The 24,248-nt window shown below is 49.0% G+C and carries 22 protein-coding genes and 2 pseudogenes; 19 read left to right on the top strand and 5 right to left on the bottom strand.

Annotated elements, in window-relative coordinates:
* Position 1: 1 nt before the first annotated feature.
* Positions 2 to 2,734 (bottom strand): annotated as a pseudogene (glnE, locus tag INP79_RS05305) (bifunctional [glutamate--ammonia ligase]-adenylyl-L-tyrosine phosphorylase/[glutamate--ammonia-ligase] adenylyltransferase); the annotation flags it as partial.
* A 109-nt stretch (positions 2,735 to 2,843) separates the two neighbouring features.
* Between glnE and acs the strand changes: the two are divergent.
* From acs to INP79_RS05285, 4 genes are all read left to right on the top strand, one after another.
* Positions 2,844 to 4,820: an acetate--CoA ligase gene (gene acs / locus INP79_RS05300; RefSeq protein ID WP_194753216.1), complete on the top strand. Its 1,977-nt coding sequence runs from the start codon at positions 2,844 to 2,846 to the stop codon at positions 4,818 to 4,820.
* 152 nt (positions 4,821 to 4,972) lie between these two features.
* Positions 4,973 to 6,547, top strand: coding sequence for a peptide chain release factor 3 (locus INP79_RS05295; RefSeq protein ID WP_194753215.1), 1,575 nt, complete (start codon positions 4,973 to 4,975; stop codon positions 6,545 to 6,547).
* A gap of 23 nt (positions 6,548 to 6,570) precedes the next feature.
* Complete coding sequence (locus tag INP79_RS05290; RefSeq protein ID WP_194753214.1) at positions 6,571 to 7,047, top strand: hypothetical protein; 477 nt, start codon at positions 6,571 to 6,573, stop codon at positions 7,045 to 7,047.
* Between the two features lie 3 nt (positions 7,048 to 7,050).
* Positions 7,051 to 7,431, top strand: coding sequence for a YchJ family protein (locus INP79_RS05285; RefSeq protein ID WP_194753213.1), 381 nt, complete (start codon positions 7,051 to 7,053; stop codon positions 7,429 to 7,431).
* 54 nt (positions 7,432 to 7,485) lie between these two features.
* Here INP79_RS05285 and prfB read toward each other — a convergent pair.
* Positions 7,486 to 8,590 (bottom strand): peptide chain release factor 2 gene (gene prfB, locus INP79_RS05280; protein WP_194753212.1). Its coding sequence is split into 2 segments (ribosomal slippage): positions 7,486 to 8,508 and positions 8,510 to 8,590, totalling 1,104 coding nucleotides; the frame shifts between segments, so codons are not numbered across the junction.
* Between the two features lie 170 nt (positions 8,591 to 8,760).
* Here prfB and INP79_RS05275 point away from each other — a divergent pair.
* The 13 genes and pseudogenes from INP79_RS05275 to INP79_RS05220 all read left to right on the top strand — a co-directional run bounded on the left by INP79_RS05275 (position 8,761) and on the right by INP79_RS05220 (position 18,837).
* Complete coding sequence (locus tag INP79_RS05275) at positions 8,761 to 9,417, top strand: DUF47 domain-containing protein (RefSeq protein WP_194740879.1); 657 nt, start codon at positions 8,761 to 8,763, stop codon at positions 9,415 to 9,417.
* 9 nt (positions 9,418 to 9,426) lie between these two features.
* Positions 9,427 to 10,428: an inorganic phosphate transporter gene (locus INP79_RS05270; protein WP_194740878.1), complete on the top strand. Its 1,002-nt coding sequence runs from the start codon at positions 9,427 to 9,429 to the stop codon at positions 10,426 to 10,428.
* A gap of 123 nt (positions 10,429 to 10,551) precedes the next feature.
* On the top strand, positions 10,552 to 11,547 hold the full coding sequence (locus tag INP79_RS05265) for a PstS family phosphate ABC transporter substrate-binding protein (protein WP_194753211.1): 996 nt from the start codon (positions 10,552 to 10,554) through the stop codon (positions 11,545 to 11,547).
* Positions 11,548 to 11,685: 138 nt separating this feature from the next.
* Positions 11,686 to 12,612, top strand: coding sequence for a phosphate ABC transporter permease subunit PstC (gene pstC / locus INP79_RS05260; protein WP_019881852.1), 927 nt, complete (start codon positions 11,686 to 11,688; stop codon positions 12,610 to 12,612).
* Positions 12,613 to 12,691: 79 nt separating this feature from the next.
* Positions 12,692 to 13,630, top strand: a complete 939-nt coding sequence (gene pstA / locus INP79_RS05255) for a phosphate ABC transporter permease PstA (RefSeq protein ID WP_019881851.1) — start codon at positions 12,692 to 12,694, stop codon at positions 13,628 to 13,630.
* Positions 13,631 to 13,655: 25 nt separating this feature from the next.
* Positions 13,656 to 14,435, top strand: coding sequence for a phosphate ABC transporter ATP-binding protein PstB (gene pstB / locus INP79_RS05250; protein ID WP_019881850.1), 780 nt, complete (start codon positions 13,656 to 13,658; stop codon positions 14,433 to 14,435).
* 632 nt (positions 14,436 to 15,067) lie between these two features.
* Positions 15,068 to 15,127, top strand: a pseudogene (locus INP79_RS15540) (hypothetical protein); the annotation flags it as partial.
* Positions 15,128 to 15,163: 36 nt separating this feature from the next.
* A complete protein-coding gene (locus INP79_RS15535; RefSeq protein ID WP_194753876.1) occupies positions 15,164 to 15,403 on the top strand; it encodes a DUF4113 domain-containing protein in 240 nt (79 codons plus the stop codon).
* A 53-nt stretch (positions 15,404 to 15,456) separates the two neighbouring features.
* Complete coding sequence (locus INP79_RS05240; protein ID WP_194753210.1) at positions 15,457 to 16,332, top strand: DUF4238 domain-containing protein; 876 nt, start codon at positions 15,457 to 15,459, stop codon at positions 16,330 to 16,332.
* Positions 16,333 to 16,344: 12 nt separating this feature from the next.
* Entirely contained in the window at positions 16,345 to 17,217 is an 873-nt protein-coding gene (locus tag INP79_RS05235) for an AraC family transcriptional regulator (protein WP_228519721.1), read from the top strand.
* A gap of 48 nt (positions 17,218 to 17,265) precedes the next feature.
* The gene (locus tag INP79_RS05230; protein WP_194753209.1) at positions 17,266 to 17,673 is read left to right on the top strand and encodes a DUF2000 domain-containing protein; all 408 of its coding nucleotides are present in this window, start codon (positions 17,266 to 17,268) and stop codon (positions 17,671 to 17,673) included.
* An 11-nt stretch (positions 17,674 to 17,684) separates the two neighbouring features.
* Positions 17,685 to 18,302, top strand: coding sequence for a LysE family translocator (locus tag INP79_RS05225; RefSeq protein ID WP_194753208.1), 618 nt, complete (start codon positions 17,685 to 17,687; stop codon positions 18,300 to 18,302).
* Between the two features lie 211 nt (positions 18,303 to 18,513).
* Positions 18,514 to 18,837, top strand: a complete 324-nt coding sequence (locus tag INP79_RS05220; RefSeq protein ID WP_194753207.1) for a DUF1330 domain-containing protein — start codon at positions 18,514 to 18,516, stop codon at positions 18,835 to 18,837.
* Between the two features lie 82 nt (positions 18,838 to 18,919).
* Here INP79_RS05220 and INP79_RS05215 read toward each other — a convergent pair whose 3' ends face one another.
* The 3 genes from INP79_RS05215 to INP79_RS05205 form a co-directional block, all read right to left on the bottom strand.
* The gene (locus tag INP79_RS05215) at positions 18,920 to 20,302 is read right to left on the bottom strand and encodes an FRG domain-containing protein (protein WP_194753206.1); all 1,383 of its coding nucleotides are present in this window, start codon (positions 20,300 to 20,302) and stop codon (positions 18,920 to 18,922) included.
* 54 nt (positions 20,303 to 20,356) lie between these two features.
* The gene (locus INP79_RS05210; protein ID WP_194753205.1) at positions 20,357 to 20,692 is read right to left on the bottom strand and encodes a putative quinol monooxygenase; all 336 of its coding nucleotides are present in this window, start codon (positions 20,690 to 20,692) and stop codon (positions 20,357 to 20,359) included.
* Between the two features lie 122 nt (positions 20,693 to 20,814).
* Entirely contained in the window at positions 20,815 to 22,014 is a 1,200-nt protein-coding gene (locus INP79_RS05205; protein ID WP_194753204.1) for a glycosyltransferase, read from the bottom strand.
* A 131-nt stretch (positions 22,015 to 22,145) separates the two neighbouring features.
* On the opposite strand from INP79_RS05205, the gene INP79_RS05200 reads away from it, so the two are divergent.
* Both INP79_RS05200 and INP79_RS05195 read left to right on the top strand, forming a co-directional pair.
* Entirely contained in the window at positions 22,146 to 23,003 is an 858-nt protein-coding gene (locus tag INP79_RS05200) for a zinc dependent phospholipase C family protein (RefSeq protein ID WP_194753203.1), read from the top strand.
* Between the two features lie 85 nt (positions 23,004 to 23,088).
* Complete coding sequence (locus INP79_RS05195; RefSeq protein ID WP_194753202.1) at positions 23,089 to 24,246, top strand: metallophosphoesterase; 1,158 nt, start codon at positions 23,089 to 23,091, stop codon at positions 24,244 to 24,246.
* Positions 24,247 to 24,248: the final 2 nt, after the last annotated feature.

Below are 24,248 nucleotides of genomic sequence, written 5' to 3'. Positions count from 1 at the left end.
TCTAATTGCCAGCGAACAGGGCCTGCCACAATTGCACCACAGCAGCCCGCTCGGCTTGCAATTGATCATCGGCCACTACTGCATCCTGACCTTGCAGTTTGGCATGATGGATCAAGGTACGATATTCACGGTAAGCATCCGCGACGCTTTCAGCCAGCGCACTTGACGCAATCAAGCCCAGTTGGGCACAACGCTGCAATAAGGCAATATTGCCAATATTGTCGGTCAACTCAGGATAATGCGCCGATTGTGCCAACACCAGGTATTGCACGATAAACTCGACATCAATAATACCGCCGACGCCCTGTTTGACGTCGAAACGCCCCGCTTTGGGTTTATGCGCTTCGCGCATTTTTTCGCGCATCCGGGCAATCTCTTGCTTGAGTGCAGAGGTGTCGCGTGGCTGGCACATAATCTGGCGGCGTATCTGTTCAAACGATGCACCAATCGCAGCATCGCCAGCCACACACCGCGCACGTGTAATGGCCTGGTGCTCCCATACCCAGGCCTTGTGTTGCTGGTATTCGGCAAACGCCTGCACCGTACTCACCAGCAATCCACTGTTACCATCCGGCCGCAACTGTAAGTCGGTTTCATATAACAACCCGGCATTGGTCAGCGTGTTAAACCAGGTATTCAGGCGCTGGGCAAAACGCGCATAAATTTCCTGTGCCCTGTCGGCCTCATCTTCAAACAGGAAAATAATATCCAGGTCAGATAAGTAACCGAGCTCTTTGCCGCCCAGTTTGCCGTAGCCGATCACCGCAAACTTGGGTACTTCGAGATGCTTAAACGACAGGTTTTGCCACACCGTTTGCACACTCACCTGCAAAATCACATCCGCCAGCGCGCTCAAGTCATCTGAAATCGCCTCCAGCGGCAAAGCAGTCATCAAGTCCTGAGCGGCGATTTTGAGCACATTGGCATGCTTGAAATGGCGCATGGCGTCCATTTGCGCCTCCACATCGCCCGCCAGCTGATGCATATGGCGCGTGAGCTCAATCTTTAATTGCGCCGCATCCAGCCGCTTGAACAGCGTTTGCTTATTCAGCAACTCATCGAGCAAAATCGGGTGGGCAGACACATATTGCGCAATCCACGGGCTGGCGGCACAGAGTTTCACAATCAAAGCCAGCGCATCCGGAAACTCGGCCAGCAACGCCAGATAACTGGCGCGGCGGCAGATGCTTTCCAGCAAATCCAGCGTACGGATCAGTGCCATATCCGGCGTAGTGCTTTGCTGCTGGCTCGCTTCGCGTAACAACAAAGGCATGAGTTGATCCAGGCGGCGACGGCTCTGCTCAGGCAACTGCTGGATACGCTGGCTATTACGCGTTTGCTGCAGCAAATGCACAATATCATCGGCCCGGGTGTAACCGTGCTGGACCAGCCATTGCCCGGCTTCGTTGCCGCTCACGGTGCCTTGCCACAGCGCCGTTTCCTGCTGCAAGTCATTGCTTTGCTCGTCTTTAAATGTATCGTCGAAAAAACGTTGCACGCGGTCACGGTGGATATTCAGCTCAGCAATAAAACTGGCCCAATCTGACTGCCTGAGCATTTGCAATAAATAGCCACGGTAAGTCTCAGAGTCTGGTAAATCCTGTGTTTGCTGGTCATCGATATACATCAGGCGGTGTTCCAGGTTGCGCAGGTAAATATAGCTTTCTTTTAACGCCGCGACATCGTTAGCTGGCAACATGCCACGCATTGCCAGACAATCCAGCACCGCCAATGTGGGTTTGATCTGCAAATCCGGGACTTGCCCGCCTCGGATCAACTGGAATACCTGCGCAATAAACTCCACCTCGCGAATACCGCCACGTCCCAGCTTGATATTGTCCGACAAACGGCGTTGCACCACATCGCGCTGAATCTGCACTTTCAGATCCCGCATGGACGCATAGGCGTTGAAATCCAGGTATTTGCGGAACACGAAAGGCTTCATGACCTTGGTCAGCGCTGCGTCAGGCCCGCACACGGCACGGCCTTTAATCCAGGCATAACGTTCCCACTCGCGGCCATAATTCTGGTAATAATCTTCCAGCGCATCCAGGTTACACACCAGGGCACCTTCAGAGCCAAATGGCCGCAAGCGCATATCGACACGAAACACAAAACCATCTGCCGTGACATCATCCAGCGCAGCAATGACCTTTTTGCCTAATCTGGTAAAAAAATCCTGGTTGCTGATGGACTTTGCACCATCCGTATCACCTTCCTGCTCGTAGGCAAAAATCAGGTCAATGTCAGACGACACATTGAGTTCGCGACCACCCAGCTTGCCCATGCCGACCACAATCATGCGTTGCACCTGCCCCTGGGCATCGCGCGGGTTGCCATAGGTTTCTGCCAAACGGGCGTGATAAAAGTCCACAGCAGCCGTAATCGCAGACTCTGCCAGTGCACTGGTGGTTTCTGCCACTTCAGCAAAGTCTGCCAGGCCATTCAAATCGCGGACAATCATATGCGCCATTAAACGTTGCCGGATCAGTCTGATTTGTTGCAAAAAAACAGATTCTTCAATATCTTTTTCATATAAAAACAAAGTGTTAACATCTTCAGTCTTATATGTCTTATATAAGTTATCTAACAAATCAGTTATAAAATCTGTATGTTTCGTAACGAATCTGGCAAAAAATGGGCTGCAGGCTGCTGCATGTAGCAAATAGGCGGCCTCTGTAGACGCGACCTGCTTTTCTGTTAGAATTTGTGCAAGCTGTTGCATGAGTTTTTGCTCTTGTAATGAGTTGTGTGCTCGGAGAGTTTGTCAATCAGAACCAAAACAATAATACCTGAGGTTCGCTCACACTTTCATTTTTTGACATTGATTTTTGGGGGACGCTATGTCTATCGAATCTGTACTTCATGAACACCGCGTATTTGCGCCGGGCAAGGCTTTTTCCAGCCAGGCCGCCGTGGGCAGCATGGAGGAATACCAGCGTCTGCATGCAGAAGCATTGCAGGATTACGAAGGATTTTGGGCCAAACTGGCACGCGAGTTATTGATTTGGCACAAGCCATTCAGCAAAACGCTGAACCAGGACAATGCGCCATTTTATAAATGGTTTGAAGATGGCGAGCTGAACGTCTCCGCCAACTGCCTGGACAAGCACCTGCAAACCATCCCGAATAAAACCGCCATTATTTTTGAAGCAGATAACGGCGACGTTAAAAATGTCACGTATAAAGCGCTGTATCACCAGGTATGCCAGTTCGCCAACGGCTTGAAGTCGCTCAATCTGGTCAAAGGTGACCGCGTCATTATCTATCTGCCGATGGGCATTGAAGCCATCGTCGCCATGCAGGCCTGTGCACGCCTGGGCATTATCCACTCCGTGGTATTCGGCGGTTTCTCAGCAAAGAGCCTGAATGAACGGATTATCGATGCCGGTGCAGTCGCCGTCATCACTTCTGACGGTCAATACCGCGGCGGCAAAACCCTGCCACTGAAACAAGCGGTCGATGAAGGCATTGCCATGGGTGGCTGTGACAGCATCCGCCATATGGTGGTATTCAAGAAAACCGGCCAGGACGTGGTCTGGGATAGCAAATGTGTTTGGTGGCATGACCTGATTGCCGACAAGGCCAACACCTGTGAACCGGTGATGGTCGATGCCGAGCATCCGCTGTTCCTGCTTTACACCTCCGGCTCTACCGGCAAGCCCAAAGGCGTACAACATAGCTCGGCCGGTTACTTGCTGCATGCCATGAATACCATGCGCTGGACTTTTGACATTAAGCCTGACGATATTTACTGGTGCACGGCCGATGTGGGCTGGATTACCGGCCACAGCTATGTGACCTACGGACCGCTGGCTATGGGCGCCACACAAATTGTGTTTGAAGGTATTCCGACTTTCCCTAACGCTGGCCGTTTCTGGGAAATGATCCAGCGCCACAAAGTCAGCGTGTTTTACACCGCGCCAACAGCGATCCGTTCATTGATCAAAGCCGGTGAAACTGATTTCACCACCCATCCTAACCACTTTGACTTATCCAGCCTGCGGCTGCTGGGCACCGTCGGCGAACCGATCAACCCTGAAGCCTGGATGTGGTACTACGAGCAAGTCGGCGGCAACCGTTGCCCGATTGTGGACACTTTCTGGCAAACTGAAACTGGCGGCCATGTGATCACCCCATTACCAGGGGCGACACCACTGGTACCAGGCTCCTGCACTCTCCCCTTCCCCGGCATTGATATCGACGTGGTGGATGAAACAGGCAAAGACATTCCCTGGGGCAGCGGCGGCCTGTTGGTGATTAAAAAACCCTGGCCATCCATGATACGTACTATTTATAACGACCCTGAGCGTTATAAAACCAGCTACTTCCCGGCTGAACTGGGCGGCAACTTGTACCTGGCAGGCGATGGCGCGGTACGTGATGTCAACACCGGCAACTTCACCATCATGGGCCGTATTGATGATGTGTTGAACGTGTCTGGTCATCGATTAGGCACCATGGAAATTGAATCAGCCCTGGTTGCCAATCATTTAGTGGCAGAATCTGCCGTGGTGGGTAAACCGCACCCGATCAAAGGTGAGTCTGTGGTGGCCTATGTCGTGCTCAAAGGCAAGCGCCCGGAAGGTGAAGAAGCGAAAAAAATCGTTGCTGAACTGCGCGAATGGGTAGGTAAGGAAATTGGCCCGATTGCCAAACCGGACGAAATCCGCTTTGGCGACAATCTGCCCAAAACCCGCTCAGGCAAAATCATGCGTCGTTTGTTGCGCAGCCTGGCGAAAGGCGAAGAAATCACTTCTGACATTTCCACATTGGACAACCCCGCCATTCTGGAACAATTGAAACAGCCAATCAATTAAGACTGGACTGAATGTGGAAGGCCTGATTATCCTGATTGTGTTCGCGGCAGTAGCCATTTTCCTGATGCGAAAATAATCCGGCCAGGTGCATGATGCGGCCCAATGTAAAATCTGGGTTAAAATAGCGCTTTTTCCCAAAGCGCTATTTTTTCATGTCCAGTTTGCAGCAAGAAGTTGAACGCCGCCGTACCTTTGCCATCATTTCGCACCCAGATGCGGGTAAAACTACGCTCACCGAGAAATTGCTGTGGTTTGGTGGTGCGATTCAGGTCGCCGGTGAAGTGCGTGGCCGTAAAGCGGCGCGTCATGCCACCTCAGACTGGATGGAACTGGAAAAGCAACGCGGCATTTCAGTGACCTCCTCCGTCATGCAGTTTCCGTATCGCGAACATATGGTCAACCTGCTCGACACACCCGGCCACGATGACTTTTCTGAAGATACCTATCGCACCCTGACCGCCGTGGACTCGGCGGTGATGGTGATCGACTCTGTAAACGGCGTCGAAGCGCAAACCATTAAATTGCTTAACGTCTGCCGCATGCGCGACACGCCAATTATTACTTTCATCAACAAGCTGGACCGCGAAAGCCGCGCGCCGATTGAACTGCTGGATGAAATCGAAACGACATTGGGGATGGAATGTGCACCGATGACCTGGCCAATCGGTATGGGTAAAACCTTCCGCGGCGTGTATAGCCTGGTCAATGACTCCATTTTATTCTTTGATCCGCGTGCTGAAAAAGGCACTTCAGAGACCATTCAAGGCCTGGATAATCCAAGACTGGATGAATTGATTGGCTACCAGGCGCAAGAGCTGCGTGTAGATATTGAGCTGGTACGTGGTGCCTCCAATGAATTTAATCAAGAGCGCTATTTAAGCGGTAAACAAACGCCGGTATTTTTTGGCTCAGCAGTGAATAACTTCGGCGTGCAATCGCTGCTGGATGCGGTGGTCGACTTATCACCTCCACCACAAGCCCGCAAAACAGCCACCCGTGCTGTGGCGGCTAACGAAGAAAAATTTGCTGGTTTTGTATTTAAAATCCAGGCCAATATGGACCCCAAACACCGTGACCGCATTGCGTTTTTGCGTGTGTGCTCGGGCCGTTTCGAGCGTGGCATGAAGATCAAGCAGGTTGCTTCGGGCAAGATGCTTAACGTCAATAACGCTATTACGTTTATGGCGCAAGACCGCACTATCATGGACGAAGCTTATTCCGGTGACATTATCGGCATCCCTAACCACGGTACGATTAAACTGGGCGACACGTTTACCGAAAACGAAGCACTCAAATTTATCGGCATTCCATCATTTGCACCGGAATTTTTCCGTCGTGCACGTATTAAAAACCCGATGAAAATGAAGCAGCTGCAAATCGGCCTCAAACAGCTATCCGAAGAAGGCGCGGCGCAACTGTTCCGCCCGCTGTTATCCAACGACCTGATTTTGGGCGCCGTAGGTATGCTGCAGTTTGACGTCGTAGCGCACCGCCTGGAACACGAATATGGGGTCGACATGGTGTTTGAACCATATGACTGCTACACCGCGCGCTGGCTCAAGGGCAGTGACGCCGACCTGAAAGCGATTGCGGATAAGTATGGCTTTAACGTCGGCCTGGATAGTGCTGATGACTACGTCTACCTGGCGCCTAACCGCGTTAACCTGCAAATGGCACAAGAGCGTTACCCGGATATCCAGTTTATGGAAACACGGGAAATTGCCTAAGCTGAAGCAGTGACGGCCAGACCATGTCAACGCTCGCGCAGCCTGGCCGCCCGTCAGGAAAAATCAAGGCCCTATCGTTCAAGCAACCGTTTGCCTGGTTAATCGCCAACGGTTACTTACTGGTAGACGACCGCAGCTGGGGCACGCAATATCGCGGCCCCATGCTCATTCACGCCAGCAAAGGCCTGTATGAGGAGTATTACCACTACATCAAAGCCCATACTGACGTCCCTATCCCGGACAGGGACAAACTGGAGTATGGTGGCGTCGTTGGCATAGCCAAACTGGTTTTGTGCAGCAAGCCCGGAGAATTACCAGCAGGCATTAGCCGCGAACAACGCGCGCATTTTGGTGGTGTGCATCAGGAGTATTACGGTTTTTTATTTGCGCAGGCGACACCGTTACCGCTGATGCCCTGCGCTGGCAAGCTGGGGATTTTCGAAATTGATATCGACCAACTGCGGGCTGCGCCGCCTGCAGCACAAGCGGAGTTGTTTTAAACCATGAAGAACGCCTGTCCCTGTTATAGCGGAAAAACCTATACCGACTGCTGCCAGCCATTACATCATGGACTGGCCGCGCCAGATGCAGAACGCCTGATGCGATCACGTTACAGCGCTTATGCACTGAAGTTACCAGACTATATCTTGCACACCTGGCATGCGAATACCCGACCAGCAAACCTCACGCAAGAGGACCTCAAGGGTATTAAATGGTTGAAGCTGCAAGTGCTGTCGCATATGCAAGTGGATGCGGATACTGCGTTCGTGAAGTTTGTCGCGACCTTCCAGAGTGGCCAGCAGAAGAAAGAGCAATTAACCGAGCACAGCCGTTTTAGCCGTGAAAGTGGGCAATGGCTATATATTGACGGGCAGGTTGATTGAATGACCCGGCAATAAAAAAGGCAGCGAAATCGCTGCCTTTTTTATTAGGTCAAATTACAGCCCCTGCTTCAGGCTTTCCATAATAAATGGATCCAGGTCGCCATCGAGCACGCCTTGCGTATTACCGATCTCGACGCTGGTGCGCAGGTCTTTAATACGGCCCTGGTCCAACACGTAACTGCGGATCTGGTGCCCCCAGCCAATATCGGTTTTGGCATCTTCCAGCGCCTGTTTTTCTTCGTTGCGTTTGCTCAGCTCCAGGTTATACAACGCCCCTTTCAGCATATTCATCGCTTCTTCTTTGTTTCTATGCTGTGAACGGTCATTCTGGCATTGCACGACAACACCCGTTGGCAAGTGGGTAATACGCACCGCGGAGTCGGTCTTGTTAATATGCTGGCCACCGGCGCCACTGGCACGGTAGGTATCAATGCGCAAATCCGCCGGGTTGATTTCGATTTCAATCGAATCATCCACCTCAGGGAATATCTGCACACTGGCGAAACTGGTGTGGCGTTTGGAGTTAGCATCAAACGGGGACTTACGCACCAAGCGATGGACGCCGCTCTCGGTACGCAAAGTACCAAATGCATAATCGCCACTGACTTTGATAGAGGCGCCTTTAATACCGGCAATATCCCCCTCGGACTCTTCCAGCACTTCTACGGTAAAGCCTTTGCGCTCCACATAACGCAAATACATGCGCAGCAACATGCCCGCCCAGTCTTGCGCTTCAGTGCCACCACTGCCAGACTGGAACTCAATAAAGCAGTTATTGGCGTCCATCGGCTGCGAAAACATGCGTTTAAATTCCATCTCGGCGATGGTTTTTTCAACCTTTTGCACGTCCTCATTCACGCTCAGCAGCGTATCGTCGTCGTTTTCTTCGCGTGCCATGTCAAACAATTCCTGGCTGTCCGTCAGCGATTGGGCGACAGCATCCAGTGTAGTGACCACGGTTTCCAGCATGCGTTTTTCCTTGCCCAGCTTTTGCGCTTTTTCGGCGTCATCCCAGACTTTAGGATCTTCAAGCAGGCCGTTGACTTCGGCTAAACGTTGCTCTTTGTTTTCGTAGTCAAAGATACCCCCGGAGGGCATGGTGACGTTGGGTCAAATCGCTCAACGCATTGGCGATGGCATTTAGTTGTTCTGCTTCCATGTGATTGATTTTAAATTGTGTAAAAACCGCTATTATACCGCAGCTAAAACCCCGATTCAGCGCCAAAACATGCCTGGTATTCCATTTCAGATACAGATTTTTGTCACAAACATTGTCACAAAATAGTAAAATCCCTGTCACAAAACTTTGAAACCACTAGGGAGTACCCAATGGCGAATGCCACTTTTGGCCGCATCATGGCTGCAATCAGCCCCAGAAACGATAACTATTTTGTACTGTTTAACCGTTTGGCCGATTGTGCGGTGCGTGGTTCCAAAGTGCTGGCCCTGATGGCAGCAGAAGTCGATCAGGCAAGTTTTCAAAAACATTTCTCTGACATCCGCGACATCGAGTCTGAAGCAGATGAGTACACCAAGGAAATTCTGCTGTCCTTGCATAAAACCTTTATTACGCCATTTGACCGCCGCGAAATTCGCGAACTGGCCATGGCACTCGATGACATCATCGACTATATGGAAGCGATTCCACAAAGCGTCGAAATTTACGGCAACAGCAAATTCACGCCAGAAATGGTGGCGCTGGCGCAAATCCTGCTGCGTGCCTCTGAAAAAGTACAGGACGCAGTGCACATGCTGTCCGACATGAAAAATGCCGAGCGTATTTTGCGCACCTGTGAAGAAATCAGCAAGATTGAAGGCGAAGCCGACCATATCATGCGCTCAGGCATGCACAGACTGTTTGAAGAAGACCATGATGCGCGCACACTCATCCGCTCAAAACAATTGTATGACCTGTTTGAAGAAGCCGTCGATAGCTGTGAAGATGTTGCCGACGTCATTCATGGCGTCGTCTTAGAGCGTATTTAGGAACCCGCCATGGATCATGTGATTTTGGTCATGGCGGTGCTCGTCTTCGTCGCCCTGATTTTTGACTTTATGAACGGTTTTCACGATGCGGCCAACTCGATTGCGCTCATGGTGTCCACCCGTTTACTCACCCCGCAGGCGGCCGTGATCTGGGCTGCCTTTTTCAACTTTGTCGCTTTTTTGTTTTTTGGCCTGCACGTGGCTGACACCGTGGGCAAAGGCATTATTGACCCCAACATTGTCAATAACACGGTCATTTTTGGCGCGCTATTTGGCGCCATCGCCTGGAATGTGATCACCTGGTGGTTCGGCATCCCCTCTTCTTCATCTCACGCACTGATTGGCGGCCTGATTGGCGCAGGCATGGCACATTCTGGCACCAAAGGCGTGATTTTAGGCAGCAAGTTGATCAGTACCGGCATCGCCATTATCCTGTCGCCACTGTTTGGCATGATACTGGCACTGCTGCTGTCAATTGGCATTATGTGGGTGTTTCAAAAATCATCGCCCTATAAAATCGAAAGCCGGTTTAACAAGCTACAATTTATCTCATCTTCATTATTCAGCCTGGGCCATGGCGCCAACGATGCGCAAAAAACCATGGGCATCATCACTGTGTTGCTGTTTGCCAATGGCTATCTGCACGGTGACTTTCACGTCCCGTTCTGGGTGGTGATTTCATGCCAACTGGCGATGGGCCTGGGCACGCTGTTTGGTGGCTGGCGTATTGTGCGCACCATGGGCATGGGCATTACCAAAATTCGGCCCACGGGTGGCTTTGCCGCGCAAACGTCAGGTTCAATTGCCTTATTCCTGGCGACCAGTTTAGGCATTCCGGTCTCAACCACCCATACCATTACCGGTGCGATTGTCGGTGTCGGCCTATCACGCCGCATGACGGCTGTACGCTGGGGACTGGCTTCCCGCATCGTCTGGGCCTGGGTGCTGACCATCCCTTGCGCCGCCATCATGGCCGCCATTGCCTACCATATTGGTGAAAGCTTGCTGTAAGGAAAATCAACGATAAAAAGGGCGCAGACTGCGCCTTTTTTATTTTTTGTCACATTTCTGTCATATTAAGTTTTTATGATTTCGTGCATCACAACAGACAACACCAAACACAGGAGTGTATAGATGAAAACCCGTTTGTTCCGCAATACTTTAATGGCCGGTCTGATCGTTCAGGCATTTAGCTTCGCGCACTCAGCAGCGGCTGCGGACAAAATCATCAAGATTGATGGTTCCAGCACGGTTTACCCGATTACCGAGGCCGTGGCTGAAGAATTCCAACGCGCTAAAGGCGTGAAGGTCACTGTCGGCGAATCCGGTACTGGCGGCGGCTTTAAGAAGTTCTGCCGTGGCGAAACTGATATTTCGGATGCTTCCCGCCCTATTTCACAAAAAGAAATCGATGCGTGTAAAGAAGGCGGCGTACAGTTTATTGAACTGCCTATCGCTTACGATGCATTGACCGTAGTCGTGAACGGTAAAAACGACTGGGTGAAACAAATCACCGTCGCAGAACTGAAAAAAATCTGGGAGCCAGGCTCCAAAGTGAAAAGCTGGAAAGAAGTGAATGCGACTTACCCAGACAAGCCAATTAACTTGTACGGTCCAGGCACCGCTTCTGGTACTTTTGACTACTTCACCGAAGCAGTTAACGGCAAAGCAAAATCCAGCCGCACAGACTACACACCATCAGAAGATGACAACGTATTGGTACAAGGCGTAGCCGGTAACGCAGGCGGCATGGCCTACTTCGGCCTGGCTTACTACCTGGAAAACACGGACAAGCTGAAAGCGGTCCCTGTAGTGGCTAAAGAAGGTGGTAAACCGGTGTTGCCATCCGAAGCGACTGTGATGGATGGTACCTATCAACCACTGTCACGCCCGCTGTTCATTTACGTGAATGCTACTTCTGCAGCATTCAAACCAGAGATCAAAGCTTTCGTGAACTACTATCTGGAAAATGCGCCAGAACTGGTGAAAGAAGTGAAATATGTGCCACTGCCAAAAGCAGATTACACTGCCGTGAAAGAACACTTCAAGGCGATGAAACCAGGCACTGGCTTTAACGGGACCTCAGAAGTCGGCATCAAGATTACTGACTTGTTATCCCGCATCAAGTAATCATAAAAAAGGGGCTGCAATGCCCCTTTTTTAGTGATGACTCGGCCTGAACTGCGGATTATCCGCTAAAATTCTTCCCTGGCAGATCAATACTCTTGATCATTAGTAAAAGATCAACACACTATGGCGACCCAAGCAATGCAAGCTCCCGTGCAACTGACCATCAGCCCCAGACTGGCGAAAAATATCCGCCGCAATGTCAAAGAGCGGATTATTGAACTGATCCTGATGATGGCAGCCCTGGTCGCTGTCGCCACCACATTTGCCATTGTCGGCGTGTTGCTGTACGAATCGCTGAGTTTTTTCAAAACAGTGTCCGTCATCGAGTTTTTTACAGACACGCAATGGACGCCCTTATTTGAAGATGCGCACTACGGCATTATGCCGCTGGTATCCGGCACCTTGACCACCTCGGCTATTGCACTGGCAGTTGCCGTGCCAATTGGTACCATTTCAGCCATTTTTCTGTCTGAATTCGCTTCACACAAAACGCGCGAAATCATCAAGCCTATCCTGGAACTCCTGGTCGGTGTACCTACTGTGGTGTTTGGCTATTTCGCCCTGTTTTTTGTCACACCTTTGCTGCAAAGCATCTACCCTGACCTGCCGAGCTTCAACATGCTGGGTGCCGGTATTGTGATGGGCATCATGATTATTCCGTACATTGCTTCCATGTCTGAAGATGCCATGCGCGCCGTACCGATGAGTATGCGTGAAGGCTCTTACGCCATGGGTGCGACGCGCTTCCAGACAGCCATTAAAGTGGTCACACCAGCAGCGATTTCCGGCATTGTGGCTGCTTATATCCTGGCGATTTCTCGTGCAGTGGGCGAAACCATGGTGGTGGCAATTGCCGCTGGTCAGCAACCTAACCTGACCTTTAACCCACTGGATAGTGCAGCGACTATTACTGCGTATATCGTACAAGTCGCCATGGGTGATTTGCCGCATGGCAGCATTGGTTACCAAAGTATTTTTGCTGCAGGCTTGGTATTGATGGCGATGACACTGTCATTCAATATTTTTGGTCACTGGGTACGCAAAAAATACCGCGAAAGCTACTAATAAACTGTCTCATTACTGACATATAACCACCATACACTGCCAGTAGCCAGACTACTGGCCAATGCGGAAATAACACACCATGGAACATAAAGCTTCTGTCCTCGAAAATCTGGCCGATGTCCGCGCCATGATTAAACGCCACAAGCGCAATGACACACTGTTTGCCACCCTGGGTCTGATTTGCCTGATGCTGGGTTTAATGACACTGATGTTGCTGTTCTGGCAATTGATCGCTGATGGACATCCAAAATTCAACCTGGATTTTTTAACTGAATTTCCTTCGCGCCGTGCTGGCCGCGCCGGTCTACTGTCTGCCTGGGTAGGTTCTTTACTAGTAATGTCTGTCACGTTTTTGACCGCCGTACCAATTGGTGTCGCGGCCGGCTTATACCTGGAAGAATACGCACCAAAAAACTGGTTTACCGACCTGATTGAAATCAACGTGTCTAACCTGGCTGGCGTGCCATCCATTATTTACGGCTTGCTGGCACTGGGCTTGTTTGTCTACATGCTGGACTTCGGCCAAAGCATTCTGACCGCCGGTTTAACCTTGGGCCTGCTCATTCTGCCGATTGTCATTGTCTCGACCCGTGAGGCCATCCGCGCCATCCCGGTGTCTATCCGCGAAGCCGCTTATGGCGTCGGTGCAACCAAATGGCAAGTCGTTTACGATCACGTGTTCAAATACTCTTACGGCGGCATCCTGACCGGTATCATTATCGGCATGGCACGCGCCCTGGGTGAAACTGCGCCGATTATTACCATTGGTGCACTGACGTTTATCGCCTTTTTGCCACCAAGCCCGATCACAACTGAACCACCATTTCTCAACTTTGAATGGCTGTCTTCAGGCTTTACTGTGATGCCGATTCAAATGTTTAACTGGTTGTCGCGTCCTGATCATGCATTCCATGTCAATGCGGCTGCCACCGGTGCACTGATTATCGTTGTCACGCTGTTAATGAACGGTGCAGCCATCTGGTTGCGCTACAAAATTCGTAAAAATATTAAATGGTAATGCCACATAAGATTTAGGAAACTCCATGGCCACTGTCACAACTGCAATAAAAGCCGAAGCACGCGATTTAAACTTTTTTTATAGCAACGGCGCACGCGCACTCAAAGGCATCTCCATGCCTTTGTATGAAAACAAAATCACGGCGCTGATTGGCCCATCCGGTTGCGGAAAATCTACCTTCCTGCGCTGTTTTAACCGTATGCACGATTTATATCCTGGCAATAAATACCAGGGCGAGATTGTGATGCACCCGGACAACACCAATGTGCTGGATTCAGGTGTAGACCCGATTGAAGTACGCATGCGTATCAGCATGGTGTTCCAGAAACCTAACCCGTTTCCAAAGTCCATCTACGAAAACGTGGCTTATGGCCTGCGCGTACGTGGTGAAAACAACAAGCGCATCATGGACGACAAGGTAGAAGAAGCACTTAAAGGTGCGGCGTTGTGGAACGAAGTCAAAGACCGCTTACACGACCTGGCATTTAACCTGTCCGGCGGCCAGCAACAACGTTTGTGTATTGCCCGCGCCTTGGCCACTGACCCGGAAATCATGCTGTTTGACGAGCCCACTTCAGCCCTAGACCCGATTGCGACCGCTAACATTGAAGAGCTGATGGTCGAGTTACGCAGCAAGCTGACGATCTTGGTGGTAACGCACAATATGCAACAGGCAGCGCGCGTATCCGACTACACCGCGTATATGTACCTGGGTGAGTTGATCGAGTATGACGATACCGACAAAATCTTCACCAATCCGGGCCGTAAAGAAACCGAAGATTACATTACCGGCAAGTTTGGTTAATGTAAAAGCTCGAATAAAAAACGCCACACTATGTGGCGTTTTTTTATTGCTATGCAGCCATACTTACTGGCGGCGGATGCCTGCTTCTAATACAAAGAACAGTGGGCTCAATGCGGCTAAAGGCGCTTTGAGCTTTTCGTTTACCAAACAACATATCTTGTCAGAATTGGATTTAATCCTATTTTTCAATAACATATATTCTAGAATGAGAGCTTTGGGTACTTTGTGAGCCTACTCACCACGCCGAAGTCAAGTGCGCTCTAACCCTTCGGTCAAGCGGGACCGTCTTCCAACGTTGAGCGTCTAGTCCGAAGGTGCATGCGCATTAGTAACGTCGTTAGGATTTTCAGAATATGCATATCATTGTTGAGACGTTCCTGAATCCCGGCGAACGGTCAAACGCAGTATATCGAGTTAGACCAATTCCGGGTCAGGTCTACAACCCTTCTATGCGGGTCCAGTGCTCAAGAGCAATGCGTAGCGCCGAGCCGCTGGGCACCAAATTCCGTCTATGGGTCGAACTTGTGACTTCGGACAAGATGGATCCGTTTCTACGGCACAAGCAATCGGACCATTGGGAAGTCGTCGAGCGACCAAAAGCAGGGTAAAAATGACAAAGCCAGCTACCAGGGTGGTTTAAGGTTGCTACTCCTTTGGACTCCTACAACCCAGATTGGGCTGTGTTGATTGAGGATACGTCTGGAGTTTATTACCAGAAAGCCGGGGGCATGCTATTGGATACCGTTGCTGCCGGTGGTCAACAAACTGATTTGTTTGGATATACTGAGCGAGATAAGAAGTCAGAATCGCTAATGAATGTCATGGACAAGATCAATAATAAATACTCCAGGGGGACGATCTGGCTCGCATCAGAAGGTGCTAAAGAAACCAATGATTGGACAATGCAGCGTAACTTTAAGAGCCCAAATTACACAGGTGACTGGGATGAGTTGCTAGTTGTGAATTGAGCCTATGGTGAAATATCTGTTCTTTAAAGATTGTACTGGTAAAAGGTCAGCGCATGAGTGAGAAACTGCAACGTCACCATTATGTTCCAAAGTTTTATTTGGCCCATTGGTGTGTAAAGAATGAAGACTTGTTGCTACTCCATACAAAAGATGAGTTTGGTAAGGTGTTCATTGGGAAAAAATCTCCATATTCAGTTTCGTATTTGCGTGGACTATACACAAGCTCACCGGAAAAACACCCATTTCCAACTTTACCTTCGAATCATATTGAGGATAATTTTTTTAAACGACTGGATAATGACGCTAGTTTAATTCATAAAAAATTGGTTGAATCCGGTGTTGCCTCTTTAAATTCTGATGAACGAACAATATGGTCTATGTTTATAAACTCCCTTCTAGAACGAGGGCCCGTTCGAATAAATGAAGTTCTTGAAAAAGCAAACGCTCATACCGAAGAGTTAATTCAATCTATGAGCAATCTATTGAATAGTTCACCGTACGGACAACCACCTCCTATGAGCTATATCGACATCCCTGCACTTGCCAGGAACAGTGTGCTGACTGGAATGGTCCACTCAATTTGCGATCATAAAACCTTGGAATATTTTTTTAATCTACGTTGGACTATTACACATTTAACAGGCGGTGAAGATCACTTTCTTACTGGTGACTGCCCTGTAGTGATCAATGGTGGTCAGTCTGAAACATATCCTATTCATGTCATTTCAATTGCCCTTTCACCCAATAAGCTACTCATAATGCATACCGATTCAGATGAGTTTGACGAGGAAATATTTGTGAAACTTTCAATGGTTCATAATCCACTAATTGTTGAGCAAACTCAAAAATACTTAGTATCCTCAAGAGCGATGACTGATGAAGGATGTATTAAAAACAAAAGAATATTGGATTTGATGTTTAAGAAATAAAGAGCTTAAATATTGCAGGAATTAATTTCTGAATTTACTTTTATGAACAACGAATTGGCCGATCAAGACTGGGTAAGAATCAAGCGAGATGCTGAGACAGGCATTGAGTCAGTGCATGCCCATTTCAAAGGCCATGCGTATGACCCCCATGATCATGATGAGATTTTAGTTGGCTTTACACAGACTGGTGTTCAAAGATTTAATTGCGGGCGTGCCATACACACCAGCACTCCAGGAAGAACCATGCTGATTGAGCCTGGTGCCTTGCATGATGGTCATGCACCGGAACCAGAGGGGTTTACTTATGCAATGCTATACATTCCTCAATCATGGATGTCTGGAATGACTCAGAGCCTTGGATTTGGAGATGTATCCTCAATTGGAGCTGCTTTTAAAAATACTTTAGCAGATGATCAAATTCTTCATTACGCCATACAGAATGCGTTCACATCCATCCACCACAATGAAGGAAAGTTAGCCCGAGATCAAAGTCTCGATCAATTGGTGTTTCAATTATCCAAACATCTTCATAAGCCTCTTTCAATCAAATCCGATGCCCGTGCAGTGGTCCAAAGAGCTAGGGAATATATTCATGCTCATATGGCAGAGGATTTTGGATTGGAAGAAGTAGCTGATCATACTGGCATTGACAGATTTAGACTTACCCGACAGTTCAAAAATGCATTTGGCCAATCCCCTCACGCTTATTTAGTCAGACTGAGATTGCGTAAAGCTAGAACACTGCTTGCCTTCGGACTCTCTCCTGTACAAGTCGCCATGGAAGTTGGTTTCGCAGATCAAAGCCATATGGGACTTTGGTTTCGCAGGGCATATCGCATGACTCCAGCCAGCTATCAAAAGCAATGCACAAATCTTACAGACTAGCCTAAACAAAATTGAAATAATCGGGTTTTCAATGTTCATTGGACCCAAATGTTTGATACCAAAGTAGCGATCATTGTCAGAAATGATCTTGCCATGTGGCAGCGCCTAAACGTAGTTGCCTTCCTCGCCACAGGAATCCCGTCACTTGCTCCTGAAGTTTTGGGAGAGCTTTACATAAATGCAAGTGGGCATGCCTACGGCAATATGTCCGGCCAACCCATGCTTATCTTTGAAGGTGGTTTAGATGAGCTTCAATCCGCTCACCTAAAAGGTTTGGAACTAGAAATTAAAATGCTTCCCTACGTTCACTCCATGTTTACCACCAGCAATGATGAGAGCAACCGCCAAGTCTTTAGAAAAGAAGATCCATACAATTTGAATCTTGTCGGGTTAGCTTTGAGAGGACCCAAGAAATTAGTCGATAAAGCGATCAAAGGCCTTTCACTACACAAATAACTTAGGTACTTATGTCGTTCACCACATTGTTTTCATTTTGGGCATTCTCGCTAGTGTTTGTTTTCACGCCTGGTGCTGACTGGGCTTATGCAATTTCCGCAGGTATTAGAGGTAAAGGGATAATCCCAGCAGTAGTTGGTCTTCTTACAGGATACGTTGTACTAACTGGGATTATTGCTACAGGGATAGGCCTAATGGTTTCGCAAAACACTCAGCTGATGAGCTTACTGACAATTGGAGGGGGGGGCTATCTTGCATGGCTGGGAGTTACAACCCTAAGGAACCCACCAGTGCCATATGCATCAGGCTCGCCTATTGCAACAGAAAGCTCGATGAGATGGTTTACCAAAGGCTTTCTGGTGAGTGGATTTAATCCAAAGGCGCTGTTGTTCTTTATGGCATTCTTGCTTCCCTGGACCTCTACAGAGTCCAACTGGGAAATTTCAACTCAAATCATCGTACTAGCTTCAATCCACATTGCCAGTTGCACAGTTGTTTATACACTCGTAGCTGTTGGATCGAGATATTTCTTATCGGCAAGGCCTAAGGTTGCTAAAAGGGTTGGGAGTTTTTCAGGAGCAATTATGCTGTGCCTGGGAATATCAATTTTATTCAAATTTGTTATTTAGAAAATTGAAAGCTGTGAGTTTCCGACGGACTCAAAAAGTAGAAGATGGTGTTAGGCGTGTAGTTCGTTTAATTACTCAAACATCGAATTTTCAACAGCGCCTCTTTTCTTGAACATTAGGTCATCCAGGGTAATAATGATCACCACTCGACTTTAATCGATAAAATCTTAGAACTTGAACTGATATTTTTAATAAACTCAAGGAGTGAAAAATGGCAGCGTATTTGATTGCAGATGTATTAGTTAAAGATGATAAATGGATACCTGAGTATGCGAAACATGTTCACCTTATTGCTGAAAAACATGGTGGAAGATATTTAAGTCGTAGCGCCAATGTGGACGTGCTTGAAGGTAAACCATTGGGAAATACGCTGATTGCTTTGATCCAGTTTCCTGATAAAAATGCAGCAATAGCGTTTGCCAATGATCCTGAATACGCCCCCTACTCCAAAGCTAGACAAGATGGCACCGAAAGTCGTTTTCAATTGATAGATGATACTGATGTTGCAGGCACCATTCCTTATCTTTCTAAATAAAGACTGCTACAACTGAATGCGACAACCTGGTGCAATGAATTAACATGTGAATTCATTGCACCAGATTAATAAGACCACATATCTAGTTTGGGGCTACTGGTGGCTCAACCCTTTGTGACTCTTCACTTTTACGTCGGTATTTTCTTGCTATATCGTTCGCAGCATTGACTATAGATGGAAAGACAGTACTTTCCGTGATATTTAACTGCTCCAACTCACGTAAAATTCTATCTTTATCTTGAACTCGTATACGCTTCACTTTGATCTCATCTGTACCATCCTCGTTTAACACAACATCGTGCCCGAAGAGTAGGAACGCCCCTGATTGAGAAGAAATACGCTCATTACTACGCTTACTTTTCACACATATAACTGAGCGTAAATCTTCAGATCTAATTCTAGGCTTGAAGAAAGGCTTTTCACTACCTATGTAATGCAAAAGTCGTTTAATTTGCTCTTGGTCATTAAAGAGCGCCAAATCGCTTTCTTTATTCTCACCAGGAACATAGTCCTGGTTAATTTCTTTTAAATCAAATTTAATTTGATCCCGCTCACTAGCACTCATTAAAGCAAGATTAGCGATACAGCTCGCCGTATCTGAATCAAAATATTTAACTTTTTCAGTGCTTGGGAAAAAGAGTACCACCTGTCCAGACACATTTCGTTTTTCAGTGAGCTCGGTCCAGACTGCAAAGTACAGGGCAATCAAAGGATTGATTGTTATATCTAACAACCTCGTTGGAAGGGAATGATGCTGCATTCTCACAAGACGATCGAGCGTTGAACTGTCCTCTCTAAACTCGAATGAATTAGAAATTAAAATCTCCCGAAACATATCATGTTCATAATCACGATAGAGAGGTATACCAGTTTTTCGATCTGTGCGAAAAATACCAGGTTTTAGCAGATATGTTTCATCGGGCTGGCCACGATAAAAGCACTCACGATCGAAGCTCTCCTTCATCCCCATAACTGTTTGGATATATTCAGTTACTGAGCTAATTGTTGGTATTGTTTCAACATCGGAAACAGCTTGATGTATTGGCGTCGGAGGTATAGCTGGAGAAGCTGTGGCTTGAGGACTCAAACCCGAGAAATGAAGTTTTTCAAATAAATCACCCTCTTTAATTGCCCAGTGAGTTCTGAAGAACTCCCACTCGCTAACTCCAAAACGCTTTTGTTGCGACTTAAAACTGGCGAAAGGAATTGAATCAATTGTTTGGTCAATTTCAACAAAAACTCGTATTCTTAACTTATCTACCTCTATGCTTGTTATCTTGGCGACCCAGAGCTCCCACTCCCCCTCGTAGGTACATAAGCAAGGATAGGATTTTAACTCTTCAATCGTGGAGGAATTTAGTGCCTGAAATTTTGATGCAATGTCATCAGTTGTATATTCAAGAAAGCGACTTTTGGAATACTCTTCGCAGCCATTTTGCCAAGCCGCTGTATCTGTTGTGACCATGAAGTGGTACATTTATTGATCATCCCCAACTAGACTCACTATTGAAGCGGTTTATCAGTGCAAAATTGACGAACTGTGTATGTTGTTTGGAAAATTTTCCACTTCTGCCGCCGGTGCGTGCACTTCCAGGCGAATCAACTTCGCCAGTTTGAGCGCTTCCCCCAGTGGCTCAGCCACGTTTTCCAGATGCGCAAGAATGCCAGCTGCACTGGCATAACCTTCACGGCAATGCGCAATATTGCCGCTGAATGAGAATGCATAGTGCATACAGTCGGTTTCGTTGCGGGTCTTGTCTAAAAACTGCGCACCTAGCGCCTTAAATGCAGCCAGGTTCTCGGCAGGCACTTCAAAATAAGGAACCAGCGTGCAGCAGGTGTCTGGGGTAAACATGGTTAATTTCTCCTGATAGGGTTGCGCTTGCATCAATACAAGTCTGCCCATATCTTGGCGGGCAGCCGGTTGACCGTCAAGCCTCCCGGCACAAAATCAGGATTTTAATGAGGTCGCTACACTTAGGCCGCGGCAGACGCGGCCATAGGCATATGCGTCAGCATCAGGCGCTCATAGCACTCAAGCAGTTTGTTCGCCTGTGCATCGCTGGACCATACTTGCTCCACATAACGTTTGCCTTGCTTACCAACGCGCTCACGCAATTGATGGTCTATGAGCAAGGTTTGTACTTGCTCGGCAAAGTGCAACTCATCGTCTTTCGCAATTAAGGCACCCTGCTCCTGGCGTAAAATGGACGCGGTGCCCAATTCGGCAATCGCCACCACCGGCGTCGACTGCGCCATGGCTTCCAATAAGACCAGGCCTTGCGTTTCGCTCTTGGAGGCAAACACAAAAATATCTGCCGCCTGATAAGCTGCGTTTAATCCAACCGCCCTGTCCAGGTAACCGAGGAACATCACGTGCGACTGCAAGCCGTTATCACGCGCCATTTTTTTCAACATCGCCTCGGCCGGGCCTTCACCAGTAATCACCAGCAATACTTCAGGATGATCCTGAATCACCAGCGATAGCATTTCGAGCAAGAACTGTATGTTTTTTTCATAAGCCACGCGGCCAACAAACATCAATAAAGGACGTTGTGCCGGGATACCATACTTCTCCCTGAACGCCGCACCATCACCAGGGATAAAGCGTGAAGCATCCAGCCCGGTCGGGATGACTGTGATAGGCGTGGTAACACCGTATTGCTGCAAGACCTCGCGCATCTGTGCTGAAGGAGATACCACGGTATCCACCTGCTGGCATTGCTTGCGTGACACCGATTGCGCAATGCGCACTGCCCATTTGCGTGGCACCCACGGCAAATAATGATGCATATAGTCTTCAAAAAAGGTGTGGTAGGTTTCCACCACGGGCACTTGCAAGCGCTTGCCAATCTTGAGCCCGGCATAATGCGCAATAAAAGGCGTATGGATATGCACCAGGTCATAGTCGCCCGGATGCAGGCTGTTGATGTAAGTCACCAAGGCCGACCATTTCATTAAATAGTCTTCTGGGTCAAACACGATTTTGCGGGCGTCTATGCGGGTAATCCAGGCCTCGTCTGCCGACAGTGGCTGGCCCGGCTGGACAGGATACTGCGGTGCAATCAGATGGACGATATGGCCCTGCTCGCGCAAACTTTCAGCAAAGGTACGGATGCTGGTAGATACGCCATTCACGCGCGGGAAATACACATCTGAAATCATCAATATTTTCATGCAGGATTCCGAGTTAACAAATCTCACATAGCTTAACAAGAGCTCATGATGCTTTTATGACAAAAACTGCTTTCATATCAACGTCATACAGATTTCATTCAACTGTCATGTAGTAGGCGCAAAGTGCGCGCATGTCACTCCGCACCCTGATGATATTACTGCTACTGCTGCTGGCCATGCCAAGTGAGGCACATGCCTGGGGCTTGTACTCCCATGTTGCCTACACGCATCAATGGCTGCAAGCCTTGCCGCTGTTACCACTGCCGTGGTTAGGCGTCATGCGGCGCTATCCGACGCTGGTGATGGCAGGTGCCTGCCTGCCCGACCTGGCCGTGGTCTCACGCACCTTTAACCATAGCCATGGCTGGGGCATGGGCCAACAACTGCTACACACTAAAAATGATAGGCAACTGGCACTGGGCATCGGTTATAACCTGCACTTGCTGACAGACGTGGTTGCCCACCAGCACTTTGTACCGACGTTTGAGGCCAAATGGCAGCACCACAGCCTGCTCACCCATGCGGCTGCCGAGTGGGCCATGGATGCTTACCTGCATATGCCAGACCTGCCTACCCCTGGCAAACTGCTGCGTATACACCGTAAAACCATTGTAGAGACGCTGACACAATCATTGCAATGCGAAGCCGATACGGTGAATAAAGCAGTCTCCCGCCTGGCCAGTGCAGACCAGGCCTTGCGCCTGTCACGTATTCCACAATACCTGCTGCGCCGTTACTGCAGGCTGGATAACGAGTTTGAACATAAGCTAGGTTACTACCGTGACCAGGTCACACTAGCGTTGCAGGACCTGCCACAACTGCTTAATGGCCACTTCCCATCACTGCATGCCGAGCATATCAACCTGGGCATGGAGCAACTCGATGACTGGCGCCGTAAATGCCTGCAAGATGCCCGCTTGCGGCCTACGCGTGCCATTAGTGCCTTTGAGCATTATCAGCATCAATGGTCTAACCAGCCTGATTGTTAGCGAAATAGCCGCTGGACTTGAATCTATTGGCATTGGCGCCATCTAAAAGTTAGCTCGCCTTCGACGCTCCTCTGGATCCATACGCATGCCGCCACTCAGCTTTCTGATCGTCACCACCACGCTGGTAGGTCTTTTACACTATTACATTGGTTCGCGCCTGTTAGGGCAACTCCCATGGCCAAGTGTTGTTCTCTGGCTGGGCTGGGCTGGATTAGCCGCCTCTGCGTTGTTACAACCCGTGGCATTTCTGGCACGTGGCTTCAGCAACCAGTCCTTGCGTGATGGCGTCAGCTGGGTGGCGATGACCGTGATGGGGCTATTCTCGTCCCTGTTGGTATTCACGGTCTTGCGTGATGTATTACTGCTGGTGATGGCAGGCTTGCATGCAAGCAATCTCATGCAAGTCAATTTCACGGTCCTGGAAAAACAGTCAGCCTTACTGGCAGTCACCGCAGCCTTTGCCATTAGCATTATCGGCTTTTTTAATGCGCGCAAACTGGCGCGCGTGGTCAATGTCACCGTGCCACTACGCGATTTGCCAGCGAGCTTGCAGGGATTCCGGATTGTGCAGATCAGCGATATTCATGTTGGCCCAACCATCAAGCAAGGCTATCTTTCCCGCATCGTGCAACAGGTGAACTCGCTAGAAGCAGACTTGATTGCGATTACCGGCGATCTGGTCGATGGCCGCGTGCATGAATTGGCAGAACATACGCGCCCGTTGGCAGCGCTAGAAGCACGTCATGGCAGTTTTTTTGTGACCGGTAACCATGAGTATTACTCAGGCGCACTGGCCTGGATTAATGAACTGGAACGCCTCGGTGTGCGTGTGTTACTCAATGAACACGTAAAACTGTCGCATGAAGGCGCCACCCTGATATTGGCTGGCGTGACTGACTATACCGCAGGCAGTTTTTATGACGACCATCACAGTGACCCACAGGCAGCGATTGCCGGTGCGCCCGCAGATGCGCCCAAGATATTACTGGCGCACCAGCCACGTAGCGCAGAAGCTGCAGAAGCCGCTGGGTTTGATTTGCAACTGTCTGGCCATACTCACGGCGGACAATTCTGGCCATGGAAATACTTTGTACCGCTACAACAACCTTATGTCGCAGGCCTGCACCGCCTGCAAGACCTGTGGATTTACGTCAGCCGTGGCACCGGTTACTGGGGCCCGCCTAACCGCTTTGGCTCACCGTCGGAAATCACCTGCTTAACGTTGGTAGCTGCTAACGATTAGAC

Source organism: Methylophilus sp. QUAN, assembly GCF_015354445.1.
Classification (GTDB): domain Bacteria; phylum Pseudomonadota; class Gammaproteobacteria; order Burkholderiales; family Methylophilaceae; genus Methylophilus.
This window is presented reverse-complemented; position numbering and strand designations above follow the sequence as displayed.

What these genes read in the sequence shown, in the direction of transcription:
- acs (WP_194753216.1), top strand. Translation starts at nt 2,844, where the DNA reads ATGTCTATCGAATCTGTACTTCATGAACACCGCGTATTTGCGCCGGGC.
- INP79_RS05295 (WP_194753215.1), top strand. Translation starts at nt 4,973, where the DNA reads ATGTCCAGTTTGCAGCAAGAAGTTGAACGCCGCCGTACCTTTGCCATC.
- INP79_RS05290 (WP_194753214.1), top strand. Translation starts at nt 6,571, where the DNA reads ATGTCAACGCTCGCGCAGCCTGGCCGCCCGTCAGGAAAAATCAAGGCC.
- INP79_RS05285 (WP_194753213.1), top strand. Translation starts at nt 7,051, where the DNA reads ATGAAGAACGCCTGTCCCTGTTATAGCGGAAAAACCTATACCGACTGC.
- INP79_RS05275 (WP_194740879.1), top strand. Translation starts at nt 8,761, where the DNA reads ATGGCGAATGCCACTTTTGGCCGCATCATGGCTGCAATCAGCCCCAGA.
- INP79_RS05270 (WP_194740878.1), top strand. Translation starts at nt 9,427, where the DNA reads ATGGATCATGTGATTTTGGTCATGGCGGTGCTCGTCTTCGTCGCCCTG.
- INP79_RS05265 (WP_194753211.1), top strand. Translation starts at nt 10,552, where the DNA reads ATGAAAACCCGTTTGTTCCGCAATACTTTAATGGCCGGTCTGATCGTT.
- pstC (WP_019881852.1), top strand. Translation starts at nt 11,686, where the DNA reads ATGCAAGCTCCCGTGCAACTGACCATCAGCCCCAGACTGGCGAAAAAT.
- pstA (WP_019881851.1), top strand. Translation starts at nt 12,692, where the DNA reads ATGGAACATAAAGCTTCTGTCCTCGAAAATCTGGCCGATGTCCGCGCC.
- pstB (WP_019881850.1), top strand. Translation starts at nt 13,656, where the DNA reads ATGGCCACTGTCACAACTGCAATAAAAGCCGAAGCACGCGATTTAAAC.
- INP79_RS15535 (WP_194753876.1), top strand. Translation starts at nt 15,164, where the DNA reads ATGCTATTGGATACCGTTGCTGCCGGTGGTCAACAAACTGATTTGTTT.
- INP79_RS05240 (WP_194753210.1), top strand. Translation starts at nt 15,457, where the DNA reads ATGAGTGAGAAACTGCAACGTCACCATTATGTTCCAAAGTTTTATTTG.
- INP79_RS05230 (WP_194753209.1), top strand. Translation starts at nt 17,266, where the DNA reads ATGTTTGATACCAAAGTAGCGATCATTGTCAGAAATGATCTTGCCATG.
- INP79_RS05225 (WP_194753208.1), top strand. Translation starts at nt 17,685, where the DNA reads ATGTCGTTCACCACATTGTTTTCATTTTGGGCATTCTCGCTAGTGTTT.
- INP79_RS05220 (WP_194753207.1), top strand. Translation starts at nt 18,514, where the DNA reads ATGGCAGCGTATTTGATTGCAGATGTATTAGTTAAAGATGATAAATGG.
- INP79_RS05215 (WP_194753206.1), bottom strand. Translation starts at nt 20,302, where the DNA reads ATGGTCACAACAGATACAGCGGCTTGGCAAAATGGCTGCGAAGAGTAT.
- INP79_RS05210 (WP_194753205.1), bottom strand. Translation starts at nt 20,692, where the DNA reads ATGTTTACCCCAGACACCTGCTGCACGCTGGTTCCTTATTTTGAAGTG.
- INP79_RS05205 (WP_194753204.1), bottom strand. Translation starts at nt 22,014, where the DNA reads ATGAAAATATTGATGATTTCAGATGTGTATTTCCCGCGCGTGAATGGC.
- INP79_RS05200 (WP_194753203.1), top strand. Translation starts at nt 22,146, where the DNA reads ATGTCACTCCGCACCCTGATGATATTACTGCTACTGCTGCTGGCCATG.
- INP79_RS05195 (WP_194753202.1), top strand. Translation starts at nt 23,089, where the DNA reads ATGCCGCCACTCAGCTTTCTGATCGTCACCACCACGCTGGTAGGTCTT.